Raw genomic sequence first — 23379 nt, 5'->3', positions numbered from 1 at the left:
CGACGATAGGTATTTGCTTTTCATGCTCAAGAAGCTCACTTTTGTGTTGTTAACGATCGTGCTGTCCATTTTATTTATGGTAACGATTGAGTCTTTCCTATTTCAAACTAGTGGCCAGAGCGAGAAAGCCCCCACAAAGCCTTTGCTTTCACCTGAATCGCAATTATTGCTAATTGCCCCTCAACATCCGTTGATTAATTTTTTGCATCAAGCGGAAACGAAGCCCTCCACCGCTAAACAACAATTACTCGAGTGGCAAACGTCACAAACGCAAGATACAGCCATTATCGAGCAAATTTATATACTTTGGATTGAGCAAGAAATTGCCAAACAACAAAACCTTGGTCAAAAAGTGCGGGACTACCAACAAGAGCTGGCCGAACTGGCGCAAGAGGAAGGTATTTATTGGTTGCAAGCTCAGCTAGCCTTAGATCAAGCAGTTGCTTCATTAAAGAGTGATCGCTACAGCGATGGTCTAGAGAAAATAGAGCTAGCGATAAAGTTGGCTGAAACTCATCAAGCGGAGTTTTTGTTGCTTGAATCGTATAATACTGCTGGTATTTTATATAATGCCTCCAATCAGTTAAAACAATCGCAACGTTATTTTCTCCAAGGTGTTGAGCTTGGCAAGAAATATCCACAAAGTGATTTCAATGGCCGTTTTTACAATAATCTTGGTTTGCTTTATGTCCATTTGGAGCTTTGGGATAAGGCACTCGAGCATTTAACGAGTGCAGAGCAGTTCTATCTAAATTTTGAACAAACAACAGATAATGTTTTGATTATCATCTATCTAAATAAATCTTACGTTTATAATCAGTTACAAGATCCTCACTTATCGCGCCAATCTTATCTTAAGGCGATGAGTTACTTCTCCAATGAAACACCTAACTATTACTCTATTTTGGCCTTAAAGGCGAAGGCGAGAATGGAGCTATTACTCGGCAACGCATCAGCTGCAGAACAAGACGCATTGCAGTGCCTGGCATATGAAGGAGTTGATAAGCGGCCAAAACAGGCGGCTATCTGCCAATACATACAAGCTAAAGCGCTACATGCTCAAGGGCTAAACTCTGAATCGATCAAGGTGATGACCGCTAGTATTGATAAATTTCAACATATTGCTCACCACAGATGGTTGATTCGCAGCAACTTGGTTTTGGCTAGTGTGTATGAAGCTGATGGCCAGTATGAAAAAGCCTTACAGCTATATAAACACTATCACGGCAAAGAACGCAGACAAATCATCGATGAGTTCCACGTTTTAGAAACGGCATTTGAAGTGAGGGAAGTTGAAAAAGAGCGTGATTTACTTAGCGTCCAGAATGAATTGATCGACCTTGAGAATCAACTAAACGACAACCGGATGAGAATTTTAGCCTTCTGGTTTGCGGTTATTTTATTGGTTACATTGTGGTTTATCTCACGTTCGGTCATGGATCGTCGTCAAAATAGATATTTGCAGGATCTTTCTTATCGCGACCCTCTAACAGGGGGTGGCAATCGACGTCTCTATTATCAGGAATTGAAAGCGCCTTATGCTCTTAATACCAAGCATTCGTATCGCGTTGTACTGGTGGATTTGGATTGGTTCAAGAGTATCAATGATGGTTATGGTCATGAAGTTGGGGATGAAGTGTTAGCAGAGGTCGCTAAGATTCTGCGTAGTCAACTTAAAGAACATGAATTGTTTATTCGTTGGGGTGGGGAAGAGTTTCTCTTATTGATACAAGATCAGCCGGATTTTCGTATGCGAGCACAATCATTGGTAAACTCAATCAGTAAATCCCCTCTGGCTCTTCCGCAACATCAGCTACCCGTCTCAATCTCAGTCGGAGTGAGTGCAGCGTGTTCCATCGATGATTTACGCCAAGACAGTGAAATGTTCATTGTCGCCGATAAGTGCCTCTATCGAGCTAAGCATCAAGGTCGCAACCAGTTTGTGACAGTGGAAGACCTCTCGGATTAAACTCTCCCTAGCATCAGTGAACAAGGTATATGGTTGTGATATTTGTATGCTTTGTTCACTCTGCGCCAATCCATTTAGTGTTCGCTTACCTTGTCTGTTAATAAGATCATAGCGTAACCATCTCATCGGCATCCGTTCCACTTACTCGTTTACTGGTATCGGTGTCATTCATAAGTCTGGATGTATTCAGATTGCGTTGAAATAGAAATAATCATAGTGTCGGCAGCATAAGATCCGCCAACTTAGTGGTAATTGTATGAAATTAATTCGCGAAACTTTAGCGTTGCGGAGACTGAGTGCAAATGTTTTTCTGCGACCGATTATGATTGAGATGAAATAATGAACAAAAAGTAACCACTGAGCTTTGGTTTTGTACAAACTTACTCCGTTTATGAATAAGAGCTCCGATCTCTACCTATTTACTAGAAAAAATTGTGATGGATAGCACAATAAACATCGATTGAAGCACGTCTTTTTTGCTGCATATACTCGGGTATCAACAGTATTCCTAAGTAGCCTAATTTTAGTGTCAAAGACTTGGAAAGAGATGACGCTTCATATTCTTATCTGAAATGGGTGATACAACTCAGATGCCTAAATCATAAAGTCACTTGGGATATTTTTCTGTTGATAGAATAATTATTACAGGAAGAAAAGAGAATTTTATGATCGATTTATGGCCATTGATTGGCATAGTAATAATAACCGTGGGATTGGCGTTAAAACAAAACACGCTATTGGTTATTTTGGTTGCTGGTGTCACTACGGGTTTAGTGGCAGATCTTGCGGTGAAGGACATTTTATCGACCTTGGGTCAATCTTTTACACAAAACCGCTATATGTCACTGTTTATTCTTGTACTACCAATGATTGGTGTGCTTGAGCGCTATGGCTTGCGTCAACGTGCAGAAGCGCTGATTGGTTCGATGAAAAAAGCCTCGGTAGGTAAAATCTTAATGACTTACCTAGCATTACGTAAGATTACCAACGGTATGGGTTTAAACATTGGTGGTCACCCTTCAATGATTCGTCCTCTTATTGCGCCAATGTCAGAAGCGGCGGCTGAAAAGTCGACGCCAGAATTCAGTGATGAAAAACGTCAGACGATTCGTGCTCTATCTGCCGCAAGCGAGAACTTTGGTAATTTCTTTAGTCAAAACCTCTTTATTGGTACCGGAAGTTTGTTGCTGATTAAAGGTGTGATGGGCGATAACCAATTAGATGTAAAACTCGAAACCATGGCTCTTTGGGCTCTGCCAACCGCGATTATGTCTTTTGTTGTGTTCGCTATTTACAGCAAGTTTATTAGTGCTCGTATGAATAAACACACCACCACGAACGAGGCGCAAATCTCGACGGAATCTCAACCAGAAAAAGAAGGGCATTAAGCATGCTTGAGTATGTATATCAAGCCACCGGTCTTTTGCTGTTGGCATTCTCACTACAAAGTTTTTTAGATAAGCAAAACCCAAAACGTGTCGGCAGCGGTCTATTTTGGTTGATTTATGGCGTTACCTTTATTTTTGGTGCGATGATCCCCCATTGGATTACGGGTGTGATGGTATTGATGCTTACCGCATTAGCTGCGGGCGGCTTCATGGGCATTGGTAATTACGGTACAACCTCGGATGAAGAACGTCGAGACAGTGCTTCAGTACTGAAGAACAAATTGTTTTTCCCTGCGATTGTAGTGCCAGTTGGGACAGTCGCAATTAGCCAACTGACCTCTTTAGGCGCTTTAGTTGGCTTGGGCGTGAGCTCTATTGCGGCGATTATTGTTGCGCTTATTGTGACTAAAAGCCGCCCAATGCACAGCCTTAACGAGGGCCGACGTCTAATTGATTCAATCGGTTGGGCGGCAATTTTATCGCAGTTTTTGGCCGCGTTAGGTTATCTATTCAATCAAGCTGGTGTTGGCGAAACCGTCGCGGGCTTGGTGAAGATGATGATCCCTGAAAACATGCTGCTGGTGAAAGTGATTGCTTACTGTGTGGGGATGATGCTGTTTACCGTGGTTATGGGCAATGCATTTGCGGCATTTGCTGTGATTACAACTGGCATTGGTATTCCACTGTTAATTCTTGAAAACGGTGGTAATGCGGCGATCATTGGTGTGCTTGGTATGTTGTCAGGTTACTGCGGTACCTTGATGACTCCAATGGCAGCAAACTTCAACATCGTGCCTGCAGCCTTGTTAGAGTTAAAAAACAAACACCACGTGATCCTTATTCAGATTGTCCCTGGCTTGGCTATCTTGGCCTTTAACATCTTTGTTATGTATACCTTCGCCTTTTGAGAGCATTTATGAAAAAAGTACTGATTACCGGTTTTGAACCTTTTGGTGGCGCAGCGATTAACCCTGCATTAGAAGCGGTAAAAAAACTGCAAAACGCAACCTTAAACGGTGGCGAAATTGTTATTTGTGATGTGCCAGTGACACGCTATGAAGCGGTTGATACCGTGATTGCTGCGATTGAAAAGTATCAACCTGATTACGTAATCACTGTCGGTCAAGCAGGTGGTCGCGCAGCGATTACACCGGAGCGTGTTGCGATCAACGTCGATGACTTCCGTATCCCTGATAACGGTGGTAATCAACCGATCGATGAGCCAGTTGTTGTGGATGGCCCTGATGCTTACTTTACCACTCTGCCAATCAAAGCGATTACACGTACGCTACAAGAGAATGGTATTCCTTGCCAAGTCTCTAACACGGCAGGCACGTTTGTGTGTAACCACTTGTTTTACGGTGTTCAGCACTACCTACGTGACAAAGAGATTGGTCATGGTTTTGTGCATATCCCACTATTACCAGAGCAAGATACGCTAGGAAATCAAGCGACCATGTCGTTGGATGTGATTGCTGAAGGTTTGAGATTAGTTGCACAAGCGACGATCGATAACCCGCACGATGTGGCGATTGGCGCTGGTCAAATCTGCTAAACCGCTCATTTATTGAAAACATAATACCCGCTTAGTGCGGGTATTTTTTATCCTTCATTTTGCTTATGCTAATCTTATTGATAGGTTTGACACATTAAACTAATACCAAGAAACAATTAGAGCAGTAGTACGTCATTAAGTAAGCTATTGCCAGAATGAAATAATTGAGAAAACAGATGAGCAAAACAGCGTTGGTAGTGGAAGGCGGAGCGATGCGTGGCATTTTCGCCTGTGGTGTTTTAGATTCATTTATGGCGCAGAATTATAAACCTTATGATTTTGCGATTGGTGTTTCCGCAGGCGCGTCAAATTTATTGGGTTACCTTTCTCATGCGCCTGGTCGAAGCCACCATGTAATTACTCAACTCGCCACCAATAAACATTTTTTCAATCGTGCCCGCTTTGCTCGAGGCGGCGATTTAGTTGATGTAAAATGGTTGATTAAGGAATCTAATCGTCGTTATCCATTGGATAATGATGCACTGTTCAAAACGCCAATGATAGCCGCGGCTACTAACATTGAAACAGGACATGCAGACTACTTCCAATTGACACCGTCTAATCTGGAAATGGTTATCGAAGCCACCACCGCATTGCCAATTGCCTATCGCACACCTCCTTGCTTCTCTGGCGGCTGTTATACCGATGGTGGAGTGGCAGATTCAATTCCGGTTAAAGAGGCGTATCGACGTGGTGCGCGAGATATTACCGTTGTATTATCACATCCACTCAGTTATCACATGAAGCCGATGCGTGCAGCGTGGTTGATGAAGCGATTACTTGCTCAATACCCACGTATTGCGGAGTCTATGCTTGTCCGTGCGGAAAATTACAATCAATCGTTAGAATTTATCCATTCTCCACCTGAAGATGCGATCATTCGTGTCATTGCCCCACCAGAAGAGTTTTCAGTTAAACGTTTAACTATGAACCAAGCGGTACTTGAAGATGGATATCAAATGGGAATCAATGCAGGACAAATGCATATTGCTCGTGGTGAGGGGATTTTCTATTTTACTCACGAGAAGCATCTTTTTAGTGAATAGAAGTGGCAAGCGCGAAGGGATCAGGGAATGGAGCAAAGCAAGCTATATTATGTGCACGATCCAATGTGTGCATGGTGTTGGGGTTATAAACCTACATGGAACAGAATCGAACAAGCATTGATCCACAATGAAGCTCATCGACTTGATGTCGTCTATTTAGTTGGAGGATTGGCAGAAGATAACGACCAAGCGATGCCGATGGAAATGCAGCAGCAAATTGCTTCCTACTGGCAGAAAATTGAGCGCTATTTAGGCACCCAATTCAACTATGATTTTTGGCGTGATAACACGCCTCGACGCTCAACTTATCCCGCTTGTCGTGCCGTCTTGGCTGCTCGCCATTTAGGGGCAGAAAAGGCGATGATCACCGCTATTCAACAAGGCTATTACCTTCGTGCGCTTAACCCGAGTGACAATGCGGTATTAATTCAACTCGCAGAAGAGTTGCAGCTCGATGTCTGTCAGTTTCGACAATTATTGGCATCAAAGGCGCTTAATCAGCAGCTCCATAGTGAAATCGCTTTGGCTCGTTCGATAAGGGGATGCAGCTTCCCTTCCTTGTTTTTTCAACACAAGGGCGTAGTGAAAGAGTTGGCGGTTGAATACCAAGATGCAGAGCAAACGCTTAGAGAGATCCGTTTGCTATTAGATAAGAGAGAATAACCGTTTGAATTTGGACGAGTGGCGTGATGAAGTATCACGCCACTATCACGCCACTATGATGATTCGGACAACCGATTAGATCGGAGTGACTTGAGTCGCTTGAGGGCCTTTAGGACCTTGCTCGACGTTGAAAGACACTTTCTGTCCTTCTGTCAGCGTTTTAAAACCATCTGAAACAATTTCGCGGAAGTGAACGAAGACGTCTGCGCCACCATCATCTTGTGAGATGAAACCAAAGCCTTTAGTTTCATTAAACCATTTTACAGAACCTGTCATTTTACCAGACATACATACCTCAAATATCGTATTAGATTGCTAAACATTAGCGGTTAACAAAAGCTATTAGATGGTTTTGTAAGGTAAAGTTGTCGCAGTGCTTAAACGAAGAAGTTCGAAAGGTTTCTGTGAAAAAACTGTACATTTTACATTAATAGCTTTGTGTCTAGTTCGCGTAACCGTCACGCACTATCTATGCGTCATCACGAGAACTATTTAATAAGTCTAGTAAATCCACTTGATAAAGCAAAAAACCATCGCCGATAAATGCTAATTATTTTTAAAGAATTCATTAGCCAATTGTTCGACTAAGACGGGAATTTGCTCGAGCGAGGTGTTACCAAAGCCAAGCACCACTCCATGCCAGTCACGGCCTGATTTAGCGTGCGGTTGATAGTAGTTCAATGTACGCAGAATGAGGTTAATGTTCAGCGCGCGTTGGCGTAAAGTCTCTTCATCGATCTTCCCTTGCCAACGTAATGTAATATGCAGCCCGGCCGCTTGGCTGATGACTTCAACATGGTGACCAAAATACAGCGTGATAGCACTTAGCATTGCTTGGTGTTTGGCTTTATATAACCGACGCATTTTCCGAATGTGGCGCAGCAATTCTCCTTCAGTAATGAAATCGGCGAGGGCGTATTGAGTATGGACAGGTGAGTCTCCGCTTAATGCATCTTTCATTACGAGGCACCGTTCAACTAAAGAATCGGGTACCACCATATAACCTAGCCGTAAGCCATTGAACATTACTTTGCTGAATGAGCCAATGTAGATAACACAGTTATCGAGACCAATTTGTGCAGCGAGCCCTTGTAAGCTGGTGTGTGGCCGGTGTGCAAACTGAAACTCGCTATCGTAGTCATCCTCGATAATCCAACGCTTTCCTTGGCTTGCCCAATCAATCAGTTTTAATCGTTGTTCACTGTTGATTGTGGTGCCCATCGGGTATTGATTGCTGGGGGTGATGTAAAGCGCCTTAGCTTCGCTGGTAATGATTTGCTCAATATTCACGCCTTTAAACGGGGAGACATCAACATAGCATTTCTGTGCATCAACCAAACTCATCACTTTATCGGCTTGGACATAGCCGGGCTGCTCAAGCAAAATTTGTTCGTTTCGTTGGAGAATGGCTAATGCAGCAATGGCAAGCCCCTGCTGCGCGCCAGAAGTGATAATGATCTGTTCTGGACGGCAGACCACTGAACGGCTAGAGGCTAAATAACTTGATAAAGCACTGCGCAATTCAAGTACGCCTTGTAAATTACTATTACCTAAAATATGCGATCGAGAGCTGTGACGTTGCAGATAACGTTGCCATTTCTTCAATGGGAATTGGGTGAGATCTGGAATGCCAGGCGCAAACGATCGATTGATATCTTGTTTCAGCTCGCTATGCGATGCAGGAGTTTCGGCGGTGTTGTTAGGATTCAAATAATGTTCTGGCAGTTCGAGTGAAACGTAAAATCCACTGCCTCGCTGGCTCTCTATGTACCCTTCACACAGCAATTGTTCGTAGGTGGCAATAACGGTGTTGCGGCTAAGGTTAAGCTCTAAAGCCAGTTTTCGCGTTGAGGGGAGCTTTCCGGCTAATGGCCACAATCCGTGCACGATCTTATCGCGAATCGCATGAAATAAGCGCGCTTGTAATGTGGCATTACTCTCTGGTAAGCAAAGATCGCCAATATCAATATGAGGTGAAATTCGAGACATAAACTGGATCCACAAATTGCTTTAAACTGGCTCTAAAATTTAAACCAGTTTGGCAATATAGTGGTAATAAAGCAACGTTAGTTGACCACACAAATGTGAATAGGGAAGTTTATGTTATCTGCTACCTCTCGAAGTACGATAAAAAAAGGCGCACATAAAGCACGCACTCAATTAGAACTGCTGCACAGTATTATTGATGAGTCGTTGATTGCACACATTGCTATCAGTGAAGAGTCGGGGCCAGTGGTGATCCCGATGTTGGCTTGGCGAGTGGGTGACCATGTCTATATTCACGGGGCAAATAACAGCCGTTTGATGCGTAATCTTAAAAAAGGTCATTCAACCTGCTTAACCTTTACTTTGTTCGACGGGTGGGTATTGGCACGTTCAGCCTTTCATCACAGTGCGCATTATCGTTCTGCGGTGGTGTTTGGCCAGTTTACCGCGATTGAAGAACGAGCTGAGAAAGATAGGCTATTGAATCACTTTATTGAGCAAATCGCCCCTGGTCGATGTGAAGAGATTCGCTTGAGTAGCGATAAGGAATTGGATGCGACTATGTTACTGGCGATACCGTTAACTGAAGCTTCTGTCAAAGTCAGTGAGAATGACGTTGCCGATGATGAACAAGATCTGTCGATACCCGTTTGGGCAGGTTTCATACCTTATAAAACAGTAGTTGGCCCTCTAGTGGCAAGTGACACCATGACTGATACGCCCAAACTACCTGATTATTCCATGGCGTATGGTGAGCGATGGCGAGATGCATAATGTCATTTAAGTGGGACACTTAGGAGGCTGAGGTTGACGTTCAGCCTCAGTGAACCGGGGGAGAAAATAGACTGTGTTATCGGTGCGTTTCAATTTCCATACCAATGGAAAGATAGCCGCTGATTGGGTCTTTATTCATTACCGTGTAAAAAACATTCACGTTTTATTCTTGGCAAAATCCTTCTACAGGCCAATTACCATTGGCACTTGGTATTAGTGTGCTCAGCATCACACAACTTAAATAACTTAGTTGAATTGTGATCATTGTCACTAAATACCGTACTTCATCCATCCCTAAGAATATTGTCTTTAAATTTATGCGTTTAAAAAATGAACATTGACACTAGTGGTGGCTTTTTTGTGCTACAAGTGAAAATAAGCAACGTTTCGCATTTGAAAGTTACAGTTTCATTACTAAATTTGAATGGATAGCGCGTGTTGTATTTAGCACGTTTATAAAAAACAACTATCACATAGATAGGGATATAATGATGAAATTAAATAGCTTAGCCATTGCAGTGGCATCAACTTTACTCGCTTCAACCAGTACCTTTGCTGCACAAATTTACAGTGGAGATGGAACCAGTCTAGCCGTCGGCGGTTACGTTGATGTGGGGATTGGTAAGTATGGTTCTTATGGTGACGATCCCGAAGTACAAGTTCATCAGGTGTCACCTCGAATCAATATTGAAGGTAAAAAAGAAATTGGTAACGGCGTTACGGTTGACGCAAAGGGCGAATGGTCCCTCAATTATCTAGATGGAGGCGATACCTCGTTTAATACACGACTTGGCTATATTGGGGCGAGCCATGAGCAAGCGGGGCGTGCGGTAGTTGGTACACAATGGTCACCTTATTATGACGTAGGCGGTGTGGCTGATTTACCGATCGCGTTTGCCAACGACTTTCTATATTCAGACCAATATAATCTCGGGTCAGCGCGTGCAGAAAAAATGGTGAGCTATAGAAATACATTGGTCGTTAGTAATGATATTTCTTTAAACATCGGTTTGGGTTGGCAGGGTAAACAAAAGAGTAACTATGATACTCGAGGACAGATTGCGATTAGTGGTGACTTTGCCGGTTTTGGCGTTGGCTATACTTATAATGGCGGTGATGTAGATAGTGGTAAGGCTGAATCACACCTTGTATCAGTCAACTATGGGTCGTATGGTAAAGGAATTTATGTTGCGGGCGTTTACGGTAAAAATGAACATTTTTTCACTAACGCTAAGAAGCAATTACTTGCCGAGTCTTATCAATACGAAGCGTTAGCGGCATTTGGCCTAGATAATGGCGTGAATGTTAGTGTTAACTATGAATCGGTTGAAGACGATAAGACGAGTAAAACTCAATACAGTCAAAGCGCACTGCAAGTTGAATACACCATTACATCTGGCTTAGTTACGTTTGCTGGTTATCAGTTTGATTTAGGTAATGATATTGGTATCAAAGAAGAAGACTTCTACACCGCGGGTGTACGTTACTTCTTCTAACTTAATCTGCTTGATAGTTGATTAATACGAACTCGGAGTTTGGCTCATAATGGGCGCAAGCTCTGAGTTTTTCATTTCTAAAATCAATTTTTGTTTTCCGTCGAATGAGTTTGGCTAAAATGTGCCTTCATTAGTTTCCCAGGGACGAAGGCATGCACTCGATTATTGTTGACGGAAAAGCACTCTCACCAACCAAAGTTCTTTGTGTTGGCCGTAATTACTTAGATCACATTAAAGAACTGAATAATGTGATTCCGCAACAAATGGTAGTGTTTAATAAGCCTTCAACCGCGATTGCCACTCAACTTAATGCTTACCATCAAGAGACTCTGCACTATGAAGGTGAGATTTGCTTTGTGGTCACCCAAGGACAATTGTCAGCCGTGGGCATTGGTCTGGATCTAACGAAGCGTCAACTTCAATCGGAGCTAAAACAGAAAGGTCTACCTTGGGAGCGAGCTAAAGCATTCGATGGCTCTGCTGTGTTTAGTCGCTTTATTCCTTTAGCCGGTTTAACGATTGACGAGCTTGAGATTGAACTATTCATCAACTGCGTTCGAGTACAGCGTGGGGGAGTAAAACAGATGATTTATTCACCACAAACGATCGTCGCTGAGCTACAAAGTTACACGACCTTGTGCGATGGTGATGTCATCATGAGTGGCACCCCGCAAGGCGTGGGTGAAGTACAGCAAGGGGATGTATTTCTCGGCCGTTTGATCCACGCAGGAAAAACGTTAATTGAAATAGAATGGCTAGCAAACTAGGCCACTAAAATTAAAAACAACGCCAGCAATTATTGCTGGCGTTGTTGTCTTGGCCCTATGCCGCTTTTCGAATGACTAGGGATGTGGATTGGCGTTACTTACAACAGCAAATTATTCAGCAGTAAAAACACCACCATACTGACTACCGTTGTTAACAGCACATTGGCACTCTTATAGATCAATATGGCCGCTAATATCGCGCAAAGTAAGTAAGGGTTAGTCGGGGCTAGCCATAATTCCCCCTCGGGTAGAAAAACGATCGGCGCTAGAATGGCAGTCAGTACTGCAGGGCCTGAATAGCTCAGAATGCGCTGTACTTGAGGCGCGAGTCGTAAAGGCAACTTTGGCTCGAGAAAGACATAGCGGCTGAAAAATACTAACCCAGCCATGGCGAAAATAGAAAGTATGGTCATACTTGCTCTCCGCGCAAAGTTTCAACCAAATAACCTGTTAACATGCCGCCTAGGCTGGCGATCATTAATGCTCCTTCGACGTGAAAAAGGTTAAGTGCTACCGAAAGGATTAAAGCCACGATAACGGCTGCCAAAGTTGGCGAGTTCTTTACATTGGGGACAACTAAGGCGATAAATGTGGCTGCGACGGCAAATTCGAGTCCCAGCTCGTTCATCGCGGGTATATAGCTGCCAGCGACAATGCCCACAAAGGTAGCTAAATTCCAACATAGATAGAAGCTTAGCCCAGCCCCGAGAGCGTACCAAGGCTCAAAACGTTGAGTGGTTTGGTTGCCACAAATAGCAAATAGCTCGTCGGTGAGCAAAAAACCTAACGCTAGCCGCCAGCGTAGTGGAAGTTTACCAATCGTACTGCGCATCGATACGCTATAAAGAAAGTGTCTCGAGGTGATGAATAAGGTCGTCAGTAATAGCGTTGCGATGCCAGCGCCAGCTTTTATCATCCCTGTTGCGACAAGCTGGGCTGATCCCGCAAACAAAATTGCTGACAGTGCTTGGCTTTCGATGGGGTTCAAGCCTGAATCAATCGCATAGGAGCCTGCTAATAATCCCCATGGAACAACCGCGATGCTAAGCGGCACCATGGCGATGCAGCCCCGTAAAAAGAGTTGTCGATTGCTTTGGGCTGGTTGGTCAGTTGTTCTATTGTCGATTGAGACATTTTCTATCGAAGTTCGCTCTGACGAATTACTCTGGGTTGAATCATGCTTTTGGCTGCGATGCGGCTTGCTCATACATACTTCCTTATTGATTTTGTTTATCCACATTACGCCATGTTGAGATAAACAAACCTTGTACAAAATTGCCGTTAAAGTGATTGTTTATATTGCTTTGGAGTGACGCCCATTGCGCGTTTAAAATGTCGATGCAGATGGCTTTGATCATGGAAGCCTGACTCTTGTGCCACATCACTTAGGCGGTGTCCTTGTTTCATTAACGTCATGGCATAGCGCAAACGAGCTTGGATTTGATAGCTGTGCGGTGGAAAACCGAACTCTTTTTGGAAAGAACGCGCGAAGTGATAAGGACTGAGGTTGGCCAGTTTCGCCAACTCCGCCAAAGAGACATCCGCTTGAGGGAAGTCATCAATGAACTCTTTCGCTAGCATTAACTGACGTTGATTGCGGCTTTTTTCTTCATTGACGGTGTATTTCTTTGCATGACGAGCCATTAGCTTGACTAACGTGCCATAGACTAAGGTTTCCCTTAGTAGGCGGTTATCCGAGTTTTCTAAGGTATCGAAAACCAAACGTAGCTGTTGTGCCATTTCAGGGTCGTAAACAACCGGTTCAGGGAAATAGGGTACCATGGCCTCACGGCTGATTCCGTCCGTGAGCGATGAAAACTGCTTAGGTAGGGGATACATTGCCTTATATTCCCAACCATGTTCACTGGCACTTTGGCCATTATGCACTTGCTCGGCATTGACCAATATAATGCTATCTTCTGGTGCAATATGATTACCACCATTACGGAAAAAGCGTTGCGCGCCTTTTTGAATTACCCCAACGGTATAGCCCTCGTGTCTATGGCGAGAAAAATTTTGGTGCTTATATTTAGCGTCGATCAACTCTAAGCCACCGAGCTCTTGCGCTAGTTGAAACTTCGCACTCTCTTTAAAATGATTGTCGGCCATAGTGAACAGCGCTCCTTGCCAAATGGGTTGCTGACAGGATAGATGATCCCCAACAGAAGTTTTTGTACAAACTTGCTCTTTGCTCACTATATGATCGGCACGAATTTTAGTCACTCAAACTCTAGGCTATTGATAAATAGCATTTTCGACATTAGCTCAAACTCTGCCTTGATAGCTAATGCCTAAAATGTTTGTTATTTCAGCGATAAAATCTAGATATTAAAGTCAGGGCAATATAAAATCTCCGTCCTTTCGCTAAGCTGCAAATAATAATTATGATTGATATCTCTATTTTGCCTGTCTATTTAACGGCAGTGGTGGCACTTTTGCTTCTTCCTGGGCCAGATATGTTACTGATAGCTAGTTCAAGTATTAGCTATGGTCGTCGCGTGGGTATTTTTGCCAGTTTAGGTAATGCTACATCGGGCATTATTCTTACTTTGCTTGCCGCTTTAGGCGTGTCAGCTCTGATCGCGATGAGCCCAATGGCATTAAAAGCATTGCACTTACTTGGTGGGGCATATCTGCTAAAAATGGGCTGGGATTGTATTCGCACTCAAGGCATCGATGCGCCTGAACTCGAAGGTCAGAGTAAGATGGCGACCAAATTTTACCAGCGAGCATTGGTGAGTAACCTACTCAACCCGAAAGCATTGGTGTTCTTTGTGATGTTTTTACCACAATTTGTTTCCACTAAAGTTGCCGCGACCTCGGGTGAGCAAATGTTAGCACTCGGACTGGTGCTCAATGTTTTGGGGCTGATCTTCAATCTCTTATTAGTCGCTCTCGTTGGAACTATGGGGAAAGGTTTGCTTGAAAATGCTAAATTTAGAACCTATCAACACAAGTTTATGGGCGCGATCTTTTTAGTACTTGCTTTGTGGATGCTGAATAGCTTTTTTCAAGCCTAGTTAACACAATTATTGTATCGGCCAGCATCATTGCTGGCCTTTTTTATGCCTGGCATTTATGGTGACGACCGCATAATAGAGCAGTGGTACTCTGAATTGAGGATAGAATATGCAGATAGACTTTTTGATCGATCCTGAAGAAAGCATTAAACAAGAAATTCATGCAGGCCTTCATGCCTTCAATATGAAAGTATTCCCTCATGAAGATAGCCTCGATGTGGCGTGTATTGCGACCAATGATAATGGTGAGTTTTGTGGCGGCCTGTTTGGCGAAATCTATACGAATACCCTATTTGTAAAATATTTTTGGTTAGATGAGAATAAACGTAAGTCAGGCCTGGGCAGAGAAGTATTCAGTTTAGCCGAGAGCAAAGTTCAACAAATGGGTATCACGGATATCTATTTGGATACGTTTTCATTTCAAGCGCGAGACTTCTACCTCAAACTCGGTTTTGAAGAAGTCGGTCGCTATAGTGGTTATCCGATGGCGGGTGTCGATAAAATCTTTTTGCAAAAGCGAATTGGTTAGATAGAAAACTTCTAAGTCTGTTTGATAATATAAAAAAGCATGGTTTTACCATGCTTTTTTTTGCTTTTTCAACGATATTAGCGTCAATTTAAATCATATGTTGATGCTCTGCAATGAGCATGTCCATCGACAATTGAGCTTTTTCAAGTGATGCAGAATAGTCATCATTGCTCGAAATGGGTTCAATCACTTCATAGTAGCACTTCAATTTCGGCTCCGTGCCTGATGGTCGCACGATAACGCGAGCACCTCCAGAAAGGTGATAAATCAGTACATCACTACTCGGTAAATCAATCGTTTCAATACGGCCATCAGCATAGTGGCGGCGCTGGTGTTTAAGATCTTCGGTGATCTCTACGTTACGTCCGGCAATCGCGACTGGCGGTGCCGTGCGCAGTTTATCGCCAACGGGTGGCGTGTTGGGTGCTAGGGCGATGCTTCTTTGAGCATTAACAAATATACCATGCTGGCGATAGAGGCTTTCTAACTGATCCCAAATCGTTTTTCCTTGGCTGTAAAGTTCTGCACTCAACTGAGCGAAAGCGACGAGTGCCGATAAGCCATCTTTATCCCACACCTTGCTTCCGACGGTATAACCAAGCGCTTCCTCATAAGCGAATAAGAATTGATGTTCTGCAGATTGCTTTTGCATCGCGACGTTGGTGAGCCATTTAAATCCAGTTAAGGTTTGGAAATACTCAGCTCCATGAGCTGCGGCAACTTTACTGAGTAGGCTAGATGAAACGATGGTGTTGCCCACCAGTTGCTTGGACGATTCTGTTTTGCTGAGTAAGTAATGACCAAATAGTGCACCAACTTGATCGCCGGTTAACATTTGGTAGTCGCCGTCGGGTTTTTGAACCGCTACGGCAAAACGATCAGCGTCGGGATCATTGGCGCAGGCTAATTGCGCGTTGTGTTGTTTGGCAAGGGCGATCACCATATCCATAGCACCGGCTTCTTCGGGATTAGGGAAGTTAACCGTCGGGAAGGAACCATTAGGTTCGCGTTGCTCTTTTACACTGTAAACTTTACTAAAGCCGGCATCCGCAAGTAGGGTTTCTGCCATTCTTGCGCCAACACCGTGCATTGCTGTGTAAGCAATACCAATCGCATCTGGCTGGCTATGATTAGTTAGCAGAGTATTGCTATTCATGGTTTGCCGATAGGTTTGGTAGTAATCATCATTAAGCCACTCGAGTTTACCTTGCTGTTGAGCCTCTTCAAGTGACAGTAATGAAATTGGCTGATTAGCGACGGCGTCGATACAAGCTGCGATGCCGGAATCGTGTGGTGGAATGATCTGCGCACCATTTTGCCAGTAAACCTTAAAACCGTTATATTCCGGAGGATTATGGCTAGCCGTTACAACGACAGCAGCGACAGTATTGAGGTAATTAACCCCAAAAGCAACGATAGGCGTTGCTGCGACATCATGAGTTAAGTAAACTTTGATACCCAACTGTGCCAGCACGGCGGCTGTATCATGAGCAAATTGCTTTGAGTCGGTGCGGCCATCATAACCAATCACAACTCCTCGTTGATTAGCATCGCTAAATTGGCTTTGTAAGTAGTGACCAAGTCCACACGCAGTTTGCTGAATAACCAATCTATTCATTCGGTTAGGACCACAACCCACTTTGCCACGTAAGCCCGCGGTACCAAACTCCAAGCGGCTACGAAATCGGTCCGTTAATTCGTGTTGTTGATTCTCAGCAATCAAACGTTGCAATTCTTCACGTGTTTTTGGGTCTGGATCGAGTGCCAGCCATTGTGTCATTTGTTCTGTCATCGTGATTACCTATATGAGACGTTTCATTTATCTTAGGTGATATTGCTTATCATTTGCGAGAGCGCAATCGCTAAACCATTTTGTCACTGCACTTTCTTGCACATTTTAAAATCGATAACTAGCATTAATTAACATAAATATAACAAATCGCGTCAGTTTTAGGTGAACTCAAATGAATTAATTTTCCAATTTCATTTGAGATGTAATCTAAGTATTACGCATGGAAAGCACGAATAAAGCGCAAATGGACGTTGAGCAGAGTTTCTGATGTTCTACGTAAAAGTGATTGAACCTTTCGTTTTCGCGCTCGACTGGGCAGAAGCAGAGGAGAGCTCTTTTGAAGAGAATACCAGCATGGCTATGGCTAACATTGAAAGTCGGGGCTGCAATATCGGCATTTTCAGCAAGCGCTGAAGAGCCAGTACTAAACATGACGCAAGGCGTGACACAAATCAGTGGGCAGGTTTATGAGCTGCATATGCTGATTTTTTACATATGCTGCGCAATCGCCTTGATTGTTTTTGGCGCGATGTTTTATTCCATTTTTAAACATCGCAAGTCGAAGGGAGCGGTGGCTGCACATTTTCATGAGAGCACCAAAGTTGAAATTATTTGGACTGTCATCCCCATCATTATCTTGATCGCCATGGCGATACCAGCCACTAAAACCCTAGTGGCAATGGAAGATACCACCCAATCAGATCTTACCGTCAAAATCACCGGCTCTCAGTGGAAGTGGCATTACAGTTACTTTGGTGAAGAGGTGGAGTTCTTTAGTTTGTTGGCGACTAGTCAGAAGCAAATCGATGGTATTGAAGCAAAAGGAGCGCACTACCTACTGGAAGTCGATAACCCGTTGGTGTTGCCTATCAATCGTAAAATTCGCTTTTTAATGACCTCTGATGATGTGATTCACTCTTGGTGGGTGCCGGATTTTGCAGTGAAAAAAGACACTATCCCTGGTTTTATCAACGAAGCTTGGACACGCATTGATAAACCTGGGGTGTATCGCGGTCAATGTGCCGAGTTGTGCGGACGAGCCCATGGTTTTATGCCCATCGTGGTACACGCAATGGAAGAGGATGATTACGATGCATGGCTTGCCGATCAAAAAGTTCAGTTAGCGTTAGCCAAAGAGCAGGCGGCGCAAGCGCTAGGCAGTGTATTAACTCTCGAAGCGTTAATGCTGGAAGGCGAACAGATTTATGTTGAACGATGTGCGGTTTGTCACCAAGCCAATGGCGAGGGTATTCCTGGTGCATTCCCAGCGATTAAAGGCAGTGCAGTGGCAACGGGCGATTTGGATGCACACATCAGTACTATCGTAAATGGGGTTGCGGGTACCGCGATGCAATCATTTAGTAACCAACTGACCGAACAAGAGATCGCCGCTGTAATCACTTATCAACGTAATGGTTTTGAGAATAATACCGGCGATGTGGTTCAAGCCGCGGACATCAATGCCTTTAAGATGCAAAGCCAAGGCAAGGAGGCACAATGAAAACCCAGACTCCTCACCCAACCAAGTCATCGCCAGTTGCCGATGCTGATTTGAGTCGCGCAAATTCAACTGCCGCACTCGATCATGAAGAGCACCACGCACCTAAAGGGTTGGCTCGCTGGATTTACTCTACTAACCATAAAGACATCGGCACGCTCTATCTATGGTTTAGTTTGATTATGTTTTTCACCGGCGGCGCAATGGCAATGATCATTCGTGCAGAGCTCTTTCAGCCGGGGTTGCAACTTGTTGATCCACAGTTTTTTAATCAGATGACCACAGTGCATGGCTTAGTGATGGTGTTTGGTGCTGTGATGCCTGCTTTCACAGGGCTGGCAAACTGGATGATTCCGTTAATGATCGGTGCGCCAGATATGGCATTGCCCCGTATGAATAACCTCAGCTTTTGGATCTTGCCTTTTGCGTTTGCAATTTTAATTGGTTCACTGTTCACAGCGGGTGGTGGGCCTGATTTTGGCTGGACATTTTATGCGCCTTTGTCGACAACCTACGGGCCAGATAGCACCGCGTTGTTCGTTTTTTCGGTGCACATTATGGGGATCAGTTCGATCATGGGGGCGATAAACGTCATCGTAACGATCGTTAATATGCGTGCGCCAGGAATGACATGGTTCAAAATGCCGTTGTTTGTCTGGACATGGCTGATCACCGCGTTTTTATTGATTGCCGTTATGCCGGTGCTGGCGGGGGCTGTCACCATGGTGTTGACGGATAAGTACTTTGGTACTTCGTTCTTTGATGCGGCGGGGGGCGGTGATCCAGTGATGTTCCAACATATCTTCTGGTTCTTCGGTCATCCAGAAGTGTACATCATGATTTTGCCTTCATTTGGCATTATTTCGGCGATTATCCCAGCATTTAGCGGCAAAAAGCTTTTTGGCTATCACTCGATGGTGTACGCCACTTGTAGTATTGCGTTGTTGTCGTTCCTTGTTTGGGCGCACCACATGTTCACCACCGGGATGCCAGTATTTGCCGAGCTGTTCTTTATGTATTGCACCATGTTGATCGCCGTACCAACAGGGGTGAAGGTTTTTAACTGGGTGGCCACCATGTGGCGAGGAGCAATGACATTTGAAACGCCAATGCTGTTCGCGATCGCCTTTATTGTATTGTTCACAATCGGTGGTTTTTCAGGCTTGATGTTGGCGATAGTGCCTGCCGACTTCCAATATCACGATACCTATTTTGTGGTGGCTCATTTTCATTATGTGCTGGTGTCTGGTGCGGTCTTCTCGATCATGGCGGCGGCCTATTATTGGCTGCCTAAATGGACTGGGCATATGTACGACCAAAAATTAAGTTTATGGCATTTTTGGACTTCGATTATCTCGGTCAATGTGTTGTTCTTCCCGATGCACTTTCTGGGGTTGGCGGGGATGCCAAGACGGATCCCAGATTATGCGATTCAGTTTGCCGATGTGAACCAAATTGTCTCGATTGGCGGTTTTGCATTTGGTTTATCACAGTTGTTGTTCTTGTGGGTTGTCATTAAATGCATTCGTGGTGGAGAAAAAGCCCCTGCGAAGCCATGGGAACGGGCGGAAGGCTTGGAATGGACCGTTCCAAGCCCTGCTCCTCACCATACCTTTTCGACGCCGCCTAAAATAGATTGAGGTGATGATCATGGATGAACAAGAGCATATTCAACGCAAAGCGAACAAAACCTTAACGGCTAAGTTGTTGGTCGCCACGATAGCGATGTTTGGCTTTGGTTTCGCATTAGTGCCGTTGTACGACATTATGTGCGATGCACTTGGCATCAATGGCAAAACTAATCGTGAGGCTGTGGAGCAACCCGCTGCGTTAACACCTGATACGTCGCGCACGATTCGAGTTGAGTTTATTGCTCACCCTAATCCGACCATGCCGTGGGAGTTTAAACCTCAAGTTATGAGCATGGATGTACATCCTGGGGAGGTAATTCAAACCTCTTACTATGCATTTAATCGTTCCGATCAAACGGTGATTGGCCAAGCCGTCCCCTCGGTTTCTCCCGGAATGGGGGCAAGCTACTTTAACAAAGTGGAGTGTTTTTGTTTTAACAAGCAACCGCTTGATGCCCAAAGTGGCGTGGACATGCCGCTGATTTTCTACATAGAACGAGATATACCTCAATCGATTCATACCTTAACGCTCTCTTACACGCTTTATGACATCACGGCTGCACAAAATAAGAAGAGCAAACAAGTGGCGAAAATTGAGGCTCCGGCATCACGCGATATGACTAAACAAACAATGCGCGACAATAATTTGCAGGGTAACTGAACACAAATGCTTGGTCAGAAGCATGCCACAACCGCGAAACTCGTGGCTTACAAGGAGAAACAGCATGAGCTCTAAACCTCAATCATATTATGTACCGGCACAAAGTACCTGGCCGATCGTGGCAGCCATCGCCTTGTTTTTGATTGCGCTAGGGGCAGGGTTGACGGTGCAAACCATGGCAGAGGGTGGCAGTGCGAGTCTCTTTTCAAAAATTATATTGGGTTTTGGCTTTCTTTTTCTGCTCTACGTCTTAGCAAGGTGGTTCAGTAACATGATTACTGAGTCGATGACCGGTCTCTATTCTGCGCAAATATCACGCTCGTTTCGTCAGGGAATGAGCTGGTTTATCTTCTCGGAAATCATGTTTTTTGGTGCATTTTTCGGGGCACTGTTTTATGCACGTTTGATCTCGGTTCCTTGGCTTGCTGGAGCAAGTAATAATGCGATGACTCATGAAGTGCTGTGGCCGGCGTTTGAGGCAATATGGCCATTGACCACGACACCAGATGGTACGACAACCATGGCTATGGGCTGGGCAGGTATTCCGCTAAAAAATACGCTGATCCTGCTGTTATCTTCCGTCACTTTGCATATGGCGCACGTCAGTTTAGAGCGTAACAAGCGCATGGCGTTGATAGTGTGGCTCGAAATTACCATCGTATTGGCATTCTTCTTTCTATATTTTCAGGCGGCGGAATACATTCATGCGTATGAAGAGCTGGGCTTGACGTTAGATGCAGGAATTTACGGCAATACCTTTTTCTTATTAACCGGCTTTCATGGTTTGCATGTCTGTTTAGGCACCATTTTCTTGATCATCTTGTTGGCTCGGGTTGCGAAAGATCACTTTACTCCGAAAGATCATTTCGCGTTTCAGGCCGGGAGTTGGTATTGGCACTTTGTTGATGTGGTGTGGTTGTGTTTGTTCATCTTTGTCTACGTGCTTTAGCGAGAACCCATCGTTCTCAAATATCAAAACGATGGGTGAATAGAGCTGGATTGAGAGTGTGTTTAATCAATGGTTGGCATTGCTAATAAGGACGGATATTGGCTTCGATGATGCCGGTAAGTAAAGCCACAATGAGTAACACCACCGCTAGGGCGGAGAGAACGAGACGTTGACCTAGATAGTGACTCATAGGAGGCTGATCAGATTCGTTTGCTTCGTCTTCATTGGGCGATTTAACCATCTCAATTAAGGCTTTGGCGAGGTTGGCGATGATAAAAAGCAGTAGTACCACAAGCAGTAATTTGAAGATGAAAACCATAGCGTTGTCCTTAAGTGAGTTAATAAAACAACCGTCGTTTTGGTTGGCGCTTATCTTAACTGTGGTTGCGATATCGATATTGGTCAACTTGGGATTATGGCAATTAAATCGGGCTGAGCAGAAACAGGCGATACAGCAAGAGCTTGATAGCAAGCAGTGGCAAACTCTTCTGCCATTAGACGATGTACAGCCTAGCCAAGAGAGCTATTTGACCGGGCAAAGAGTGGACGTTCTTGTGACGCCACTACATGGAAAATACTTATTGCTAGATAACCAAGTATTTGAGGGCAATGTGGGCTATTTGGCGATTCAGTTGATGAAAACGGCACAAGGGCGTTATGTATTACTTGAACGAGGCTTTATTCCTGCGGGTGTGAACCGTTCAATACTGCCTGAAGTCAATTGGTTGGATGAGAGGTATCAAGGGGAAGGGCGATTGTATGTACGTTCAAACAACCCGCTCAGTGACGCATTGATGGCTGAGGATACCTTGCCAGTGCGTATTCAAAATTTGAACATCGCTGCGTTAAGCCGCCTTTGGCAATACCCAATTGAGAGGTTTGTCGTTCAACCACAATCGATTGATCAGCAGTGGGATTACCCACAGCCGTGGAACCCACTGCCAATGAGTGCAGGAAAACATATTGGTTATGCGGTGCAGTGGTTTGCCATGGCAGTAGCATTGGCAATATTAGCGCTTATTTGGCTGTCGTTGGCAGTGAAGTCAAAGCGAAAAGTGGTCAACGATTTACCTTGATTGTCATCGAGCTAAGGAGAGCAAATGAAAGCATCAGTTACTCGCGGTCGCATCATGTTATTGGCACTTATTTTCGTGTTTGCTTTGCCTGCACTATTAGCCAAGTTGATTCTACAGCAGCAGTGGTACACGGCTGGCGTGACTAATAAAGGTACGTTAATTGAACCCTCCACCAGTTATGCGAGCCTTGGTGTTGAGAATCCCTATGTTGGTCAGCGTTGGCAATTGGCCTATGTGATGCCAGAAGTATGCGACTCGCTCTGCCTAGAACAACTCTATCTACTGAAACAAAGCCATACTGCCTTAGGAAAATATCAACAGCGGGTTGAGCCTGTCGTGCTGGTTCGCGAGCGTAGTGATCAACAAGCGCTTCAGGACATTGGTTTGTCAACACTTACGATCAACAGCGCATTTGGGCAAGTGGTGGACAGTTTTGAATATGTGATTGTTGACCCAAGAGGTCAGCTCGTCATGCGCTACCCAAAGGTGGATTCGCAAGACCATTTAGTGGCTCAAAGTAAAGGATTACTGGCTGATCTGAGAAAACTACTCAAGTTATCTCGGGTGGGTTAAGGAGGC

Annotated in this window: 24 protein-coding genes; 17 read left to right on the top strand and 7 right to left on the bottom strand. The window is 44.4% G+C overall.

The features are described 5' to 3' along the window. Positions 1–22: 22 nt before the first annotated feature. From RH88_RS16840 to RH88_RS16815, 6 genes are all read left to right on the top strand, one after another. Positions 23–1969: a tetratricopeptide repeat-containing diguanylate cyclase gene (locus RH88_RS16840; RefSeq protein ID WP_005598251.1), complete on the top strand. Its 1947-nt coding sequence runs from the start codon at positions 23–25 to the stop codon at positions 1967–1969. Positions 1970–2634: 665 nt separating this feature from the next. Then, the gene (locus tag RH88_RS16835; protein ID WP_005598249.1) at positions 2635–3357 is read left to right on the top strand and encodes a DUF969 domain-containing protein; all 723 of its coding nucleotides are present in this window, start codon (positions 2635–2637) and stop codon (positions 3355–3357) included. 2 nt (positions 3358–3359) lie between these two features. Continuing rightward, complete coding sequence (locus tag RH88_RS16830; protein ID WP_005598246.1) at positions 3360–4265, top strand: DUF979 domain-containing protein; 906 nt, start codon at positions 3360–3362, stop codon at positions 4263–4265. An 8-nt stretch (positions 4266–4273) separates the two neighbouring features. Continuing rightward, entirely contained in the window at positions 4274–4912 is a 639-nt protein-coding gene (gene pcp / locus RH88_RS16825) for a pyroglutamyl-peptidase I (protein WP_005598245.1), read from the top strand. Positions 4913–5088: 176 nt separating this feature from the next. After that, positions 5089–5958: a patatin-like phospholipase family protein gene (locus RH88_RS16820; protein ID WP_005598243.1), complete on the top strand. Its 870-nt coding sequence runs from the start codon at positions 5089–5091 to the stop codon at positions 5956–5958. Between the two features lie 27 nt (positions 5959–5985). Beyond that, the gene (locus RH88_RS16815; RefSeq protein WP_005598242.1) at positions 5986–6621 is read left to right on the top strand and encodes a DsbA family protein; all 636 of its coding nucleotides are present in this window, start codon (positions 5986–5988) and stop codon (positions 6619–6621) included. Positions 6622–6696: 75 nt separating this feature from the next. On the opposite strand, the gene cspE is transcribed toward RH88_RS16815, so the two are convergent. Together cspE and pdxR are read right to left on the bottom strand one after the other, a co-directional pair. Beyond that, entirely contained in the window at positions 6697–6909 is a 213-nt protein-coding gene (cspE, locus tag RH88_RS16810; protein WP_005598240.1) for a transcription antiterminator/RNA stability regulator CspE, read from the bottom strand. Positions 6910–7167: 258 nt separating this feature from the next. Continuing rightward, entirely contained in the window at positions 7168–8610 is a 1443-nt protein-coding gene (gene pdxR / locus RH88_RS16805) for a MocR-like pyridoxine biosynthesis transcription factor PdxR (protein ID WP_005598239.1), read from the bottom strand. 111 nt (positions 8611–8721) lie between these two features. On the opposite strand from pdxR, the gene RH88_RS16800 reads away from it, so the two are divergent. From RH88_RS16800 to RH88_RS16790, 3 genes are all read left to right on the top strand, one after another. Further along, positions 8722–9381 carry a pyridoxamine 5'-phosphate oxidase family protein gene (locus RH88_RS16800; protein ID WP_005598237.1) on the top strand — a complete coding sequence of 220 codons (660 nt, stop codon included), beginning with the start codon at positions 8722–8724 and terminating at the stop codon, positions 9379–9381. A 491-nt stretch (positions 9382–9872) separates the two neighbouring features. After that, entirely contained in the window at positions 9873–10877 is a 1005-nt protein-coding gene (locus RH88_RS16795) for a porin (protein WP_005598236.1), read from the top strand. A 152-nt stretch (positions 10878–11029) separates the two neighbouring features. Then, on the top strand, positions 11030–11644 hold the full coding sequence (locus RH88_RS16790; RefSeq protein WP_005598234.1) for a fumarylacetoacetate hydrolase family protein: 615 nt from the start codon (positions 11030–11032) through the stop codon (positions 11642–11644). 98 nt (positions 11645–11742) lie between these two features. Here RH88_RS16790 and RH88_RS16785 read toward each other — a convergent pair whose 3' ends face one another. The 3 genes from RH88_RS16785 to RH88_RS16775 all read right to left on the bottom strand — a co-directional run bounded on the left by RH88_RS16785 (position 11743) and on the right by RH88_RS16775 (position 13753). Then, complete coding sequence (locus tag RH88_RS16785) at positions 11743–12057, bottom strand: AzlD domain-containing protein (protein ID WP_005598233.1); 315 nt, start codon at positions 12055–12057, stop codon at positions 11743–11745. Then, positions 12054–12851 carry an AzlC family ABC transporter permease gene (locus RH88_RS16780; protein ID WP_005598230.1) on the bottom strand — a complete coding sequence of 266 codons (798 nt, stop codon included), beginning with the start codon at positions 12849–12851 and terminating at the stop codon, positions 12054–12056. Before RH88_RS16780 ends, RH88_RS16785 begins: the two co-directional genes overlap by 4 nt. 74 nt (positions 12852–12925) lie before the next feature. Then, entirely contained in the window at positions 12926–13753 is an 828-nt protein-coding gene (locus RH88_RS16775) for an AraC family transcriptional regulator (protein WP_005598228.1), read from the bottom strand. Between the two features lie 275 nt (positions 13754–14028). On the opposite strand from RH88_RS16775, the gene RH88_RS16770 reads away from it, so the two are divergent. Together RH88_RS16770 and RH88_RS16765 are read left to right on the top strand one after the other, a co-directional pair. Further along, complete coding sequence (locus RH88_RS16770; protein WP_005598226.1) at positions 14029–14664, top strand: LysE family translocator; 636 nt, start codon at positions 14029–14031, stop codon at positions 14662–14664. Positions 14665–14773: 109 nt separating this feature from the next. After that, positions 14774–15193 (top strand): GNAT family N-acetyltransferase, encoded by a 420-nt coding sequence (locus RH88_RS16765; RefSeq protein WP_005598224.1) that lies wholly within the window; start codon positions 14774–14776, stop codon positions 15191–15193. An 88-nt stretch (positions 15194–15281) separates the two neighbouring features. Here RH88_RS16765 and RH88_RS16760 read toward each other — a convergent pair whose 3' ends face one another. Then, entirely contained in the window at positions 15282–16985 is a 1704-nt protein-coding gene (locus RH88_RS16760) for a phospho-sugar mutase (RefSeq protein ID WP_005598222.1), read from the bottom strand. A 337-nt stretch (positions 16986–17322) separates the two neighbouring features. Between RH88_RS16760 and coxB the strand changes: the two genes are divergently transcribed. The 4 genes from coxB to RH88_RS16740 all read left to right on the top strand — a co-directional run bounded on the left by coxB (position 17323) and on the right by RH88_RS16740 (position 21724). Then, positions 17323–18486: a cytochrome c oxidase subunit II gene (coxB, locus tag RH88_RS16755; RefSeq protein ID WP_081467388.1), complete on the top strand. Its 1164-nt coding sequence runs from the start codon at positions 17323–17325 to the stop codon at positions 18484–18486. Continuing rightward, a complete protein-coding gene (gene ctaD, locus RH88_RS16750; protein WP_005598216.1) occupies positions 18483–20123 on the top strand; it encodes a cytochrome c oxidase subunit I in 1641 nt (546 codons plus the stop codon). Before coxB ends, ctaD begins: the two co-directional genes overlap by 4 nt. Before the next feature lie 10 nt (positions 20124–20133). Next, the gene (locus tag RH88_RS16745) at positions 20134–20775 is read left to right on the top strand and encodes a cytochrome c oxidase assembly protein (RefSeq protein WP_005598214.1); all 642 of its coding nucleotides are present in this window, start codon (positions 20134–20136) and stop codon (positions 20773–20775) included. Positions 20776–20839: 64 nt separating this feature from the next. Then, the gene (locus RH88_RS16740; RefSeq protein ID WP_005598212.1) at positions 20840–21724 is read left to right on the top strand and encodes a cytochrome c oxidase subunit 3; all 885 of its coding nucleotides are present in this window, start codon (positions 20840–20842) and stop codon (positions 21722–21724) included. Between the two features lie 82 nt (positions 21725–21806). Here the strand turns inward: RH88_RS16740 and RH88_RS16735 are convergent, their stop codons facing one another. Further along, positions 21807–22043, bottom strand: coding sequence for a DUF2909 domain-containing protein (locus RH88_RS16735; protein ID WP_005598209.1), 237 nt, complete (start codon positions 22041–22043; stop codon positions 21807–21809). Between RH88_RS16735 and RH88_RS16730 the strand changes: the two genes are divergently transcribed. Both RH88_RS16730 and RH88_RS16725 read left to right on the top strand, forming a co-directional pair. After that, positions 22033–22800, top strand: a complete 768-nt coding sequence (locus tag RH88_RS16730; protein ID WP_005598206.1) for an SURF1 family protein — start codon at positions 22033–22035, stop codon at positions 22798–22800. The two genes, RH88_RS16735 and RH88_RS16730, sit on opposite strands and share 11 nt — an antisense overlap. A 24-nt stretch (positions 22801–22824) precedes the next feature. Continuing rightward, positions 22825–23373 carry a hypothetical protein gene (locus tag RH88_RS16725; protein ID WP_005598204.1) on the top strand — a complete coding sequence of 183 codons (549 nt, stop codon included), beginning with the start codon at positions 22825–22827 and terminating at the stop codon, positions 23371–23373. Positions 23374–23379 lie beyond the last annotated feature (6 nt).

Origin of the sequence: Vibrio scophthalmi LMG 19158, from assembly GCF_000222585.1 — a bacterium.
Taxonomy (GTDB): domain Bacteria; phylum Pseudomonadota; class Gammaproteobacteria; order Enterobacterales; family Vibrionaceae; genus Vibrio; species Vibrio scophthalmi.
This window is presented reverse-complemented; position numbering and strand designations above follow the sequence as displayed.